Genomic DNA, 12,607 nt, shown 5'->3' with positions numbered 1-12,607 from the left:
TTTGACCTAGACAAATTGTTCTAGACAATCCTGTCTGGAAGGTGCAGGATCGCTCCATCGCCCGATGGATGCCTGCCCATGTCCCGACCCGATACCCGACCCCCGAAGCCGACCGCCGCCGAGCTGGACCTGCTGCGGGTGATCTGGCGGCAGGGCCCGTCGACTGCACGCGAAGTGCATCTGGCGCTGCAGGTGGAGCGCCCGGAAGTACAGCCGGCGACCGTGCTGCGCCTGTTGCAGGTGATGCACGGCAAGGGCCTGGTGGTGCGCGACGAGAGCCAGCGTTCGCATGTCTACGCCGCTGCGCATGCTCGCGATGCGCTGCAGACCAACCTGCTCGACGAGCTGATCCAGAAGGTGTTTTCCGGCTCGGGCAAGGCACTGGTGATGGCGGCGCTGGAGGGGCACGTCAGCGAAGGCGAGCGCGACGAGATCCGGCGCTTGCTCGAGGAAACCGAAGTGCCGCCCGCGGACCAGGGAGGAACCGGCCATGCATGAGCAGATCGCCGAACTGGTTCCGGTGCTGGGCCGGGCCTTGCTGCATTTCCTCTGGCAGGGCGGGCTGATCGGCCTGCTGTCGGCGCTTGCGCTGCAACTGCTGCGCAACGCGCGACCGCAGCTGCGCTACGCGGTGGCATGCCTGGCACTGCTGGCCTGCGTGCTCCTGCCGATGGCCACGGTCGCCTGGGAGCTGGCGGACATGGCGCCTGGCGGTCCCGCCGACATGGTGCCCCTGGCGGGTTTGTCCGCGGCGCCGGCGGCGGCATTCGCCGGACCGGCACTGCTCGCTGGCCCGGCGGAGTGGGGCGTGGACGCCCTGCTGCCCTGGATCGTCGCCGCGTGGGCAGCCGGGGCGTGCGCGCTGTCGCTGCGCATGGCAGCCGGGGTGTGGTGGGTCTACCGCCTGCCGTTGCTGCCGCTGCCGCACATCCAGCAGAAATGGCAGCAGCGGGTCGATGCGCTGGTGGCACGTTGCGGCGTACGGCGCACGGTCACCCTGCGCCTGGTCGACGAGATCGACACGCCGGCCGCGGTCGGCTGGTGGCGGCCGATGGTGCTGCTGCCGGTGTCGTTGCTGTCCCGCCTGCCGGCGGATTACCTCGAAGCGCTGCTGGCGCACGAGCTGGCGCATGTGCGCCGCCACGACTACCTGGTCAACCTGCTGCAAGGGCTGGCCGAAGCATTGCTGTTCTACCACCCGGTCACCTGGTGGCTGTCGCGTCGCATCCGTGACGAACGCGAGCACGTGGCCGACCGCATCGCCGCCGAGGCCATGGGCGATCCCCGACGGCTGGCCCTGGCCCTGGCGGCCCTGGCAGACGCACGCACCGCGCCTGGCCTGCTCCCGCAACCCGCACTTGCCGCGCTCGGCAACCACAGAGGACACCTCATGTCGCGCATCGAAAACCTCGTCCGTCCCGGCCGTGTCAGCAGCGGTGGCCGGCTGGTCTTCCCGCTGATCGGACTGGCTGCCGCCGGCCTGGCCTTCTACGCCCATGCCCAGCGCGATCCGCAGGCGTCGGTTGCGCCGGCGATCACCCTGGCGCCCGCCGCCGTGGGCGTGCTCGCCTCGCCGTCCGCCGCACCCGCGCCTGCGCCGCGCACTTCGACGACCGCGCAGGCCGCCCCGGTCGCGAAGGGAACGCGTGCGTCCACCATTCCGGCGCCGCCCGCGCCGCCCGCGCCGCCGGCAGCGCCGGCAGCGCCGGTAGCGCCGACCCTCAAGGCACCGCCTGCGCCCCCGGCGCCGCCGACCCCCAGTGCGGGCAAGGCGCCGCCTGCGCCTCCCGCACCGCCTGCACCGGTCATCGCCGGCATGCGCCAGCATGGCACCCAAGGCGAGCCGTACGCTTTGGTGCGCAAGGGCAGCGACGGCTACCTGATGTCCGGCTCCAGCGATGACATGCCGCAGATCGAAACGGTGCGCCGCTCGGTCGATGGTGACTTCCTCTGGTTCCGCCGCGGCGGCAAGGACTATGTGGTCACCGATCCTGCGACCGTGGCGCGCGTGCGGAAGTCATGGGCCGAAGCCGACGTGCTGAGCGAGCGGATGCGCGCGCTCAGCCAGGACATGGAAGGCCACGGCAGGAAGATGGAGGCCATCGGCCGCGAGATGGAGAAGGCTTCGGGCGACATGGGCCCACCGCCAGGCTTCGAAGCGGTGTCCCGCCAGCTTGAAGCGCTGGGTCGCGAGCAGGGCGAACTGGGCGAGCGCCAGGCCCGTCTTTCGCTGGCCCTGGCCGATGCATCCGCTGATCGCGACGTCAGGCGCCAGGCCGAGCTGCAGGACCAGATGCAGGTACTGGAGCGCGAGCAGGCAGCGCTGTCGAAGCGGATGGAAACCCAGTCGCGGAAGCTCGAAACGGAGGCCGGACGCCACCAGCAGCGCATGCAGCCCATGGAAGCGCTGTCGCGGCAGATGGAGCAGGCCTCCCTGCCGATGGAAGCACTGGGCAGGCAGATGGATGGCCTCGGCAAGCAGATGGACCAGGTAAGCCAGCGCGCCGAACGCGATACCCGCAACCTGATCGCCGAGTCGCTGGAGAAGGGGCTGGCGAAGCCGTCGCCGCAGCGGCAATAGCCGGTGGCGTGGCGGGCACCCGCGCGGGTGCCCGTACGCGCAAGCCGATGGCATGGGAGGCGCAAGGCGAGGCGTCTTCGACGGGATCCCAACGCCGCCTGCGCCAGCTGGCGTGATCGTTCGCCGCGCAACACATTCCGCCTGGCGTGTCCAGTCCTGATCGGGAGCTTTTCCAGCACCGGCCGCGGGCTAGGCTATCGCCGCCGCTGCCATGTCGCGCGCGTCCACGACGCGTTCGCCGGGCCTGCGACAGGGGGAACATCGAAGAGCCTGCGTGTGCGCGGCCACCACGGCCGCGCGGCGCGCATGGCGGCTCAACAAGGCCACATCGCGGCCGATATTCCCTCGAGGACATGCCCGCGGGCCCGGACGCATCCATGCGTCCGGGCTCCTGGCCGGCATTCGGAGTACGGAACAGGGGATATCGATGCGAAGGATGATCAAGGGAGTGCGGGCGATGCTGCTGGCGCTGTGCATGGGCATGCTGGCCTGTGCTGGCGCGTGGGCGCAGGCGCCGGTCGCCGCCGACGCGACCGCAGAGCCCGATGCGGCGGTGTGGGGCGTGTATACCCGGCTGGTGGGCAAGGCCTGGGAATCGCCGGGGCGTTACACCATCAGCTATCGCTGGATCGTCCCCGGCGAGAGCCTGCTCGAGACCGCCACCTCCAGCACGGGAACGGTGCAGGGCACGGTCACCGTGACCCCGGGCGAGCGCCCCGGCGAGCTGCAGGCCAAATCCTCGCCGTTGCCGATGAAGTGGGTGGGACGGATCGTGGACGCGGACACCATCGTGTTCCAGCGCGGGGCGGTGCCCAAGCTTCCGTACCAGGTGAAGTACGCCGATGGCGGTTTCGTCCATGAGCGGGTGAAGCTCGCGAATGGCGCAGTGGTGTCTTCCAGCGACAGCGCGCGCTACGAACTTTCGGCTGCGGACAGGCAGCGGGAAACCGCCAGGCTGGACGCCGAACGCCGCGCCGCGCGGGCGGCCGAAATCGCTGCCTGGGGCACCTACGTCGACCTGGTGGGACAACGGTGGCGCCTCGACATCGGCTCGCGCCCGCGCGTGTTCGAGTTCAGCTGGATCGAACCGGGCCAGCGCATGCGTGTCGCGGAGACCTACCTGGATAATGGCGGCGCATTCTCGACCACCACGATCAGCCGTACCCAGGTGCCAAGCGAGCTGCAGGTCGTGAACGAGCGCAAGGGATTGAAGACGACGCGGCTCGCGCGCGTCCAGGCCGACGGCTCGCTGCTGTTCCCGAAGGAAGGTGCGCTCAAGCCCGGCATGCGCATCGCCCGCCGCGACGACGGCAGCTGGGTCGAACAGCAGCTCAAGGGCGACAGCAGCGTACGCATGGAGTACGTTTACACCGCGCTGCAGGGCGCGGGTACGCATGCGCCGGTCGCGGCCGCCGCGAGTGCCGCCGCCGTGCCCGCCGCCGGCCTTGCGGTTTCCCCCGCCGGCGCCCCTGGCGCGGCCGTGCCAGCCGGCGCGCCTGCAACAGGCAACACGGCCGGCTCGCATCCGGTGCGCGTCATCAGCGGCACCGGAACCATCAACGGAACCTTCAGTCCCGGCGTGTCGGGCATCGATCGCCAGGGCAACCGCTACGACTGCTACCTGCTCCAGACCCAGCCGGGCGACCGCTGGGAAATCACCACCCAGGCCGACGATGTCTACGTTTCCGGCCTGGTCGTACCGCAGCTCGCAATGGTGCAGGGTCCCGATTGCATGGCCGGCCTGCAGCCGGTGGCTGGCGCCAAGAGCAGGGAGGCTTTCCTCACCTTCAACCGGATCCACTCGATGACCGCGGGCGGCGGCTATTACTGGTTCGTGCCCGTGGGCGTGCCGGGTCGCTCCTACACGCTGCAGGTCAAGCACAAGCCCGGCAAGCCCGGTGGCAGCATGGCCCCGGCCGGTGCCGCATCGATTCCTGTGCCCCTGGTCGCCGTGGATACGGGGCCGGCCGCGGCGGTGCTGGAAGATCCGGCGTGGCGCACCGAGCGGGTTTCGGCGGTGCAGGCGATCATGGCCCGGCTCGATCAACGCACCCTGCGCACGCAGTTCGGCTGGCAGGTCGAGGGCGAACGCGCATACATCCAGTGGAAGCAGTACCTGTGGGGGCGCAAGGACGGGGTGCTCCGCATCGTCGGGGGCACGGTCACCGACGCCGGCGTGAACCAGTCGTCGGAGATGACCGACTACCGCCTCGACCCGGCCGCGCAGGTCTATCGCACGGTGGACTCGAAGGAGAACAACGAGTTCCTGCCCCTCGACGCAGACACCCTCTTGGCCATCTTCTACGGGGTCGATGCCAACGGCCGGCCCACGCGCAAGGAAGCGATGGCGATCAAGTTGAACCCGGACGGCAGCCAGAGCTACAACGGTTCCCTGCGCTACTGGCCAAGCGATCGGGATGAGCTTGCCGCACTGGTGCCCGACCTGCGGACACGCCAGGCCCGGATGCGCGCCGACCTGGCGCGCGAGCGCGAGCGTGCCGCGCAGCAGCTGGCCGAGCAGCGGGCGCAGGAGGAGGCTTCCGGCGGCTCGGGCATCGGCCGCATGCTCGGCACCCTGGCCATCGCCACGGTCGGTGCGGCGACCGTCGGCTACCACGGCGGCAACGCCGAACAGATCATCGGGGGCGCGCTGGTCGGCGCGACGATCGCCAACCCGGACAGCGCCGCGGCCTCGATCCTGGGCGCGACGGCCCAGGAACTGGTCACCGGTGGCGTCTCCGGGATGGGGGCCGCCAGCAGCCTGGCCGGGATGGCGGGCGGCGGTGGCGGCAGCTATCGGACCAGGGAAAACCTGGCGCTCTCGTCCTGCGCCGGCTTCACCGAATCCAACTACCGGCAGAAGGCGGTGTCCGGCGGCGGCGACCAGCAGCTGTACGCGATGTGCGGACAGGCCTTCGAGTACTACACGATGTACAAGCGCGCGATCGCGCAGGGCTACAGCGAGGCCGATGCGAACCGCACCTACGCAGCCCACCAGCAGTCCGCGGAAGTCGCGGCCGGCTACCTCCAGAGCCACGGGGCGGACTGAGCCATGCGCATGAAGGTCCGTCTTTCCATCATCGCGTTCTTGCTGGCCGGCAGCGCGTCGTTGCCGGCGCAGGCGCTGAGCCACTTCTTCTGCTACGTCCCCGATCCGGCCAGCGGCGTGGTGTTCGTTTCGCCGGTCATGCCCATAGGCCCGGTGCCGGAGCGTTCCGGTTACGGGGCCGAATTCGTCCAATACCTGCGCGGCAAGGGTGCGCTGCGCGGGCAGGCGCAAGGCTACTGCACGATGCGGCCCTCGGCCGAGGCGATCGCGCGCGCGCAATCGCTGTTGCCGCAGGAAAGCTGTCCTGAATGTGCCGGCGCGACGCGTTTCCAGGGCGTGCCGTGGACCCGCAAGGGCGTCGCCGCGGCGGCGCCCGCGGTCGCTTCGGCACCGGCGCGGGGCAAGCCGTCGTCCTCGATCGAGATCCTCTCGTTCGATTCCCCCGACAGTCCGGCGTGGCTGCTGGTGATGGGCAACCGGAACAACGGGCGGGTGGTGGTGGCGGGCAACCGGCCCTCGCGCCAGGCCGTGGAGAAGCTGGAGGCGAAGTTCGCGACCGCCGACGGCTGGAAGACCTTGCTGATGACCAGTTCGCGCGGTGCCGGAGCGGTGGTGTGCGTACCGGAAGCGGGGGAAACCCGGTTCTTCCTGGCCAACGAACAGGAATCGACCGACAAAGCGGTCATGGAAGCGCGCCAGTTCGCGCTGCAGAACATCGACCATGCGATTCCCACCGCGCAGTTGAAGGTCTGCGGTGGTCCGTGGGACACGCGCGTGCCCGATGACGACTCGCAGACGATCAGCGACGACTTCATCCAGGAAGTCAGCGACGAGGTGAAGCGCCAGATCGGTTGCAATCCGGCGCTGGGCAAGCCGTGCCCGGCGCCGGGCCGGCCGGTCGGTACCGGAGTGCGGGGCTGAAGCAGTGGCGCGCCGGCTCCGCGCCGGCGTTCCGCTCAGCCCGACTCGCGCAGTCCGTCCACGTCCAGGATCAGGGCCAGGCGGCCGTCGCCGATCAGGGTGGCGCCGGCATAGCCGGGCAGGCCGCGCAGGGCGCGTGGCAAAGGCTTGATCACCACTTCCTCGCGGCCGCGGACCTGGTCGACGATCAGGCCGAAGCGCGAGTCGCCCATCTGCAACACGACCACGGTGAGCAGCGTCGCTTCGCATGCCTCGATGCCCAGCCAGCGGCGCAGGTCGAGCAGGGGCAGGGCATGCGACTGGCGGTCCAGCACCGGTCGGCCGTCGAACCAGCCCAGCGAAGCCGGCGCGGCGTGCAGCACTTCCAGCACGCGCGCCAGCGGCAGCGCGTACACCGCTTCGCCGGCCTGCACCAGCAGGGTCGGCAGGATCGCCAGGGTCAGCGGCACGCGGATCATGAAGCGGCTGCCGCGGCCCAGTTCGGACTGGATCTGGATCTGCCCGCCCAGTTCGCGGATACGCGACTGGACCACGTCCATGCCCACGCCGCGCCCGGAAATGTCGGTTACTTCGGCCTTGGTCGAGAAGCCGGGCAGGAAGATCAGGTGCAGGCATTCCTCCGGGCCCAGGCGCGCGGCGGCCTCGGGGTCGATCAGGCCCTTCTCGCGCGCTTTCGCGCGCAGGCGTTCGGGATCGATGCCGGCGCCGTCGTCCTGCACTTCGATGCCGACGTAATCGCCTTCCTGCTGCGCGGACAGGCGCAGCCGGCCCACGCGCGGCTTGCCCGCGGCTTCGCGCAACGCGGGCGCTTCGACGCCGTGGTCGATGCCGTTGCGGACCAGGTGCACCAGCGGATCGGCAAGGGCTTCGACCAGGTTGCGGTCCAGCTCGGTCTCGGCGCCGACCATCTCCAGTTCCACTTCCTTCTGCAGGGAGCGGGCGACGTCGCGGGCGACCTTGGGGAAACGCGAGAACACCTTGCCGACCGGCTGCATGCGCGTGCGCATCACCGCCGACTGCAGGCGCGCGGTGGCCACGTCGAGCGTGCCGACCGCGCGGTCCAGCTCTTCGTCCTTGAGCCGGGTGCGCAGGGTCTTGAGCCGGTTGCGGGCCAGGACCAGTTCGCCGATCAGGTTGACGATGGCGTCCAGGCGGCGCGTATCCACGCGCACGGTCTGCTCGGCTTCGCCGCCACCCGCGGCGCGCGGCGGCGCCGCGGCCGGCCGCGCTGCAACGGGTGCGGGCACGGCGGGAGAGGGTGCGCGCGCGGGCGCGCTGGGCGGCACGACGGCCGGCATGGCATGTGCACCGGGTGCGGCGGCGCCGTGCAGCTGGTCGAGCAGCGCTTCGAATTCGTCGTCGTCGATCATGCCCGAGGCGGGCCTGGACGGAGCCACGGCAGGGGGCTGCACGCCGGGCGCGGCCGTGCCGTGCAGCTGGTCGAGCAGCGCCTCGAACTCGTCATCGTCGATCATGCCGCCCGTTGCAGTGGCCACCGGTGCCGGCGACGCGACCGGTGCCGGCACGGCCACCGGATCGAGGCTGAACTGTGCGATCAGCTCGGCCGGTGCATGGACCGGTTCGGTTCCGCCGGCGACCGCGTCGAGCATGGCCTGCAGCCAGTCCAGCGAACGCTGCGCCGCATCGAAGTGCTGCGCTTCGAGCACGGCCTGGCCGGCGCGCACGCTGCCGAGCGTCTCTTCCGCCGCGTGGCACAGTTCGACCATGCCATGGATGCCGAGGAAGCCGGCTCCGCCCTTGAGCGTGTGGAAGCCGCGGAACACCGCATTGAGCTGTTCGCGGTCGTCGGGCGCATGTTCAAGCGCGACCAGCTGCTCGCCCAGCCGGTCCAGGATTTCCTGGGCCTCGACGATGAAGTCGGCCGCGATTTCCGGGGTCACGCCGCTCATGGCTCACTGTCCATCGTCAGAGCCCCAGGTCTGCCAGCAGGGCGTCGGCATCGACCTGCGAGACCGCGTGGCGGTCCAGACCGGCAACCGCCGGCCCGGCAAGTCCGGAACCCTCGTGTTCGCTTTCCTTCGGCGGCAGGCCGAGCGCGCCGAAGCCTTCGTGCACGGTGCGCACGATGCCGGCGACGCGGCGGATGATCTGCCCGGTCAGGTCCTGGTAGCTCTGGGTCAGGCCGATCTCGGTGAGATTGTGGCGGATCCGGTCCAGCACTTCGTCCTGGCGCGCGGAGACGCCTTCGATGCGCAGGTCCTCGACCAGGTCGCGGCACTGGTCGGCCAGGTCCAGGGTGCGATGCGTCGCCTGCTCGGTGACCGTGACCACGTGGTCCAGGCGCGCGCAGGCGTCGTCCAGTTCGGCGGCCTTTGCGTCCTCGCCGGGGATCTGCGGCAACTCGCCCAGCGCCTGGCTCAGCTCGCGGGCCAGGCGGCCCAGGCCCTGCACCAGCGGCCGGGTGCGTGCCGAGGCGAGGGCGTCGATCACCGCGCGCATGGCGGTCTCGTCGCCGCGCTCCAACGCGTCGAGGGCCTCGTGCAGGCGCTGGATCAGCGCAATGCGCTCGGGCGAGGTGCAGGCATTCATGCGGTGGCTGCCAGGCGCTCGAAGATCTTGCCGAGCTTCTCTTCCAGGGTCTGCGCGGTGAACGGCTTGATGATGTAGCCGTTCACGCCGTTCTGCGCGGCCTCGATGATCTGCTCGCGCTTGGCTTCGGCGGTGACCATCAGCACCGGCAGGGTCTTGAGCTTGTCGTCGGCGCGGATCGCGCGCAGCAACTCGATGCCGGTCATGCCCGGCATGTTCCAGTCGGTGACCACGAAGTCGAACGGGGCCGAGCGCAACGCGGCCAGTGCCGTGTGGCCGTCGTCGGCCTCGGCGGTATTGCTGTAGCCCAGGTCGTTGAGCAGGTTCTTGACGATGCGGCGCATCGTCGAGAAATCGTCAACGATCAGGATGCGCATGTTCTTGTTCACTTCGTGCTCCGGTTCTTGGGTGGTGCGTGCAACTGCGTGCGGTGCGGGATTGCGTTCATCGCGATGGCGGCCTATGCGTCTTCCAGGCCGGCGTCGCGCGATTCGTACTGGGACAGGCGGCCACGCAGGCGCAGCACGGCCTGGCCGTGGATCTGGCACACCCGCGATTCGCTGACCCCGAGCACCGCGCCGATCTCCTTGAGGTTCAGCTCCTGCTCGTAGTACAGGGACAGCACCAGCTGTTCGCGCTCGGGCAACTGGCCGATGGCCTCGGCCAGTTCGCGGCCGAAGTCGCCGCGTTCGAGGTTCTGCTGCGGATTGAGGCCGCCGCTGTGCAGGGTCACTTCGCCGTGGTCTTCCACGTGCGAGTCCAGGCTGAGCACCTGGCCGCGCGAGGCGTCCTCGAGCAGGCGCATGTACTCGGGCAGCGGCATTTCCAGTCGCGCGGCGACTTCCTGCGGCGTGGCCGCGCGGCCGGTGGCCTGCTCGAGCTGGCGCATCGCGGCGGCCGCGTCGCGGGCGCGACGGTGCACCGAGCGCGGGACCCAGTCGCCGCGGCGGATCTCGTCGATCATCGAGCCGCGGATGCGGATCGAGGCGTAGGTCTCGAACGAGGCCCCCTGGTCGGGGTCGTAGCTGCGCGAGGCCTCGATCAGGCCGATCATGCCGGCCTGGATCAGGTCGTCGACCTCGACGCTGGCCGGCAGGCGCGCGGCCATGTGGTGGGCGATGCGGCGCACCAGCTCGGCGTGGCGGGCGACGGCGTCATCGGCGGTGGAGCGCTGGACGGCGCGGTATTCGGCGAGCGCGTTCATGCCGTCGCTCCCTGGCCGAGCCTTTGCTGGATCAGCCTGTCCACGAAGAATTCGATGTTGCCGCGCGGTGCCGCCGGCGCATCCCAGCGGGCGGCGCGGCGGGCGATCTCGGCGATCGCGCGGGCCGAGGGGCTGGCCGGGTAGGCGGTGGCGACGGCCTGCTGGCGCTGCACGGCCATGCGCAGCCAGTCGCACTGTGGGACCGCGCCGAGGAAGTTGAGCGACACGTCGCCGAGGAAGCGCTCGCACACCCGCGCGAGCTTGTCGTACAGGCCGCGGCCCTCAGCTGGGCTGCGCACCATGTTCGCCACCACCTGCATGCGGTTCACGCCGCGCTCGTGGGCGAGCACCTTGATCAGGGCGTAGGCGTCGGTGATCGATGCCGGTTCGTCGCAGACCACCACCACCGCGTCCTGCGCGGCCTGGCAGAAGGTCAGCACGCTGTCGGTGATCCCGGCGGCGGTATCGACGATGAGGATGTCCAGGTCGCGCTGCAGGTCGTTGAACACGTTGACCAGGCCCACGTGCTGGGCCGGCTGCAGTTCGGCCATGTGCCGGCGCCCGGAGGCGGCGGGCACCACCAGCATGCCGTTGGGGCCTTGGAGGATCACCTCGTCCAGCTCGCAGCGGCCCGACACCAGGTCGGCGAGGGTGTGCTGCGGCGACAGCCCCAGCAGCACGTCGACGTTGGCCAGGCCCAGGTCCGCGTCGAGCAGCAACGTGCGCTTGCCCAGCCCGGCCAGCGAGGCGGCCAGGTTGACCGACAGGTTGGTCTTGCCCACGCCGCCCTTGCCGCCGGTGATGGCGATGCTGCGGACGGGGGCGCGACTCGGGTTGGCGGCTGACGGGTTCAAGTTGGCGTACTCACGCGACGGCATGATCGTGCTCCGGGATGTTCGGCTTATCGGCCGCGCGGCGCAGATCTTCAAGGCGAAGAACAATGCTGGCCGCATTGGCGCGGTGGAGGTCGTCGGGAACGCACTGGCCGTCGGTGATCCAGGTCAGCGGCAACTGGTGGTCCACGACCACCGACAGGGCGCTGCCCAGGCGGCCGGTCTCGTCCAGCTTGGTCAGGACCACGCCCTGCGGCTTGGCCGGGCCGAAGCGGCGGACCACTTCGTCCAGGTCGGCGTAATGGGAGTTGGCCGGCAGGACGAGCAACGTGCGCACCTCGCGGGCGGCGCGCAGCCAGTTGAGCTGGCTGGCCAGGGCGCGGTCGCGCTGGCCCAGCCCGGCGGTGTCGACCAGCACCAGCCGGTAGTCCTGCAGGCGCTGCAGCAGGGCGATCAGGGCGGCGTCGCTGTCGGCCTCGTGCACGGCGATGCCGAGCTGGCGGCCGTAGCTGTAGAGCTGTTCGCGTCCGCCGATGCGCGCGGTGTCGGTGGTCACTAGGGCGATGTTGCGGGCGCCATGCTCGGCGGCGAAGCGCGCGGCGAGCTTGGCGATGGTGGTGGTCTTGCCGGCGCCGGTCGGGCCGACCAGGGCGATCACGCCGCCCTGTTCCAGCGGATCGACCGGGCACACCGGCAGCAGGCGCGAGACCAGGCCCAGCATCAGACCGCGACCGCGGTGGTCGGGCGTGTCGGCCGGCACCTGCAGGACGATGTCGCGGGTGATCCCGGCATCGAAGCCGTAGTCCTCCATCAGTTCCATCGCCTGCAGGCGCACCGGCGAGCCGCGCAGGCGCTCGTCGGTGAGGCGGTGCATCTCGCGTTCGATCATCTGCCGCATCTGTGCCAGTTCGTCGCGCATGGCGGCGAGCTGCTCGTCGTTTGCCGGGACCGCGACCGGAACCGCGGTCAGCGTGGCGACCGCTGCAGGTGCCGGCATGGCGATGGTGTCGGCCTCGGCGACGGCGGCGTTCTCCGGAGCGGACATCGCGCCCGGAACCATGTTTGGTGCGGCGGCGGCCAGCGGTGCGTGCATGGCGTTGGCTGCCTGCGCGGTCGGCGTGGTCAGCGCCGCGGCCATCGCCGCGGCGAAATCGGCGGAGGTCGTTCGCGCGGCGGCCGGGACCGGCGCCGGCGGCATGTTGTCCAGGAAGGGATTGGGGCGCGGCGCGGCCGGTCGCGTGGCGACGGCGCGGGCGGCGGCTTCGGCGGTGGCCTCGGCCTCGGCGGCGCGCTGCGCGTCGAACAGCGCCTTCTGCACCGCGTTCTCGTCGTAGTTGCTGGCGGCGACGATCTCCACGCCCTCGTCGGTGCGGCGGTTGGAGAGGATCACCGCGTCCGGGCCATGTTCGGCACGGACCATGCGCAGCGCGGTGCGCATGTCGACGGCTACGAATCGTTTGATCTTCATG

At 70.5% G+C, this 12,607-nt stretch carries 10 protein-coding genes; 4 read left to right on the top strand and 6 right to left on the bottom strand.

What is annotated here, in order from left to right:
- Positions 1 to 78 precede the first annotated feature (78 nt).
- From CSC65_RS10670 to CSC65_RS10655, 4 genes are all read left to right on the top strand, one after another.
- Entirely contained in the window at positions 79 to 498 is a 420-nt protein-coding gene (locus tag CSC65_RS10670; RefSeq protein WP_162410553.1) for a BlaI/MecI/CopY family transcriptional regulator, read from the top strand.
- A complete protein-coding gene (locus tag CSC65_RS10665; RefSeq protein WP_162410552.1) occupies positions 491 to 2,581 on the top strand; it encodes a M56 family metallopeptidase in 2,091 nt (696 codons plus the stop codon). The genes CSC65_RS10670 and CSC65_RS10665 overlap by 8 nt, the downstream gene beginning before the upstream one ends.
- Before the next feature lie 436 nt (positions 2,582 to 3,017).
- A complete protein-coding gene (locus CSC65_RS10660) occupies positions 3,018 to 5,630 on the top strand; it encodes a hypothetical protein (RefSeq protein WP_162410551.1) in 2,613 nt (870 codons plus the stop codon).
- 3 nt (positions 5,631 to 5,633) lie between these two features.
- Positions 5,634 to 6,551, top strand: coding sequence for a hypothetical protein (locus tag CSC65_RS10655; protein WP_238390354.1), 918 nt, complete (start codon positions 5,634 to 5,636; stop codon positions 6,549 to 6,551).
- A 35-nt stretch (positions 6,552 to 6,586) separates the two neighbouring features.
- On the opposite strand, the gene CSC65_RS10650 is transcribed toward CSC65_RS10655, so the two are convergent.
- The 6 genes from CSC65_RS10650 to flhF form a co-directional block, all read right to left on the bottom strand.
- On the bottom strand, positions 6,587 to 8,461 hold the full coding sequence (locus CSC65_RS10650) for a chemotaxis protein CheA (RefSeq protein WP_162410549.1): 1,875 nt from the start codon (positions 8,459 to 8,461) through the stop codon (positions 6,587 to 6,589).
- Between the two features lie 16 nt (positions 8,462 to 8,477).
- Complete coding sequence (locus CSC65_RS10645; protein WP_162410548.1) at positions 8,478 to 9,101, bottom strand: protein phosphatase CheZ; 624 nt, start codon at positions 9,099 to 9,101, stop codon at positions 8,478 to 8,480.
- A complete protein-coding gene (gene cheY, locus CSC65_RS10640; RefSeq protein WP_052633590.1) occupies positions 9,098 to 9,490 on the bottom strand; it encodes a chemotaxis response regulator CheY in 393 nt (130 codons plus the stop codon). The genes CSC65_RS10645 and cheY overlap by 4 nt, the downstream gene beginning before the upstream one ends.
- 71 nt (positions 9,491 to 9,561) lie before the next feature.
- Positions 9,562 to 10,305 (bottom strand): RNA polymerase sigma factor FliA, encoded by a 744-nt coding sequence (locus tag CSC65_RS10635; protein WP_162410547.1) that lies wholly within the window; start codon positions 10,303 to 10,305, stop codon positions 9,562 to 9,564.
- Positions 10,302 to 11,183, bottom strand: coding sequence for a P-loop NTPase (locus CSC65_RS10630; protein WP_162410546.1), 882 nt, complete (start codon positions 11,181 to 11,183; stop codon positions 10,302 to 10,304). The genes CSC65_RS10635 and CSC65_RS10630 overlap by 4 nt, the downstream gene beginning before the upstream one ends.
- Positions 11,170 to 12,606, bottom strand: a complete 1,437-nt coding sequence (flhF, locus tag CSC65_RS10625; protein WP_162410545.1) for a flagellar biosynthesis GTPase FlhF — start codon at positions 12,604 to 12,606, stop codon at positions 11,170 to 11,172. The genes CSC65_RS10630 and flhF overlap by 14 nt, the downstream gene beginning before the upstream one ends.
- Position 12,607 lies beyond the last annotated feature (1 nt).

The organism is Pseudoxanthomonas daejeonensis (genome assembly GCF_010093205.1).
Lineage (GTDB): Bacteria > Pseudomonadota > Gammaproteobacteria > Xanthomonadales > Xanthomonadaceae > Pseudoxanthomonas > Pseudoxanthomonas daejeonensis.
The sequence above is the reverse complement of the archived record's forward strand: the minus strand, read 5'-3'. Positions and strand labels throughout refer to the sequence as shown.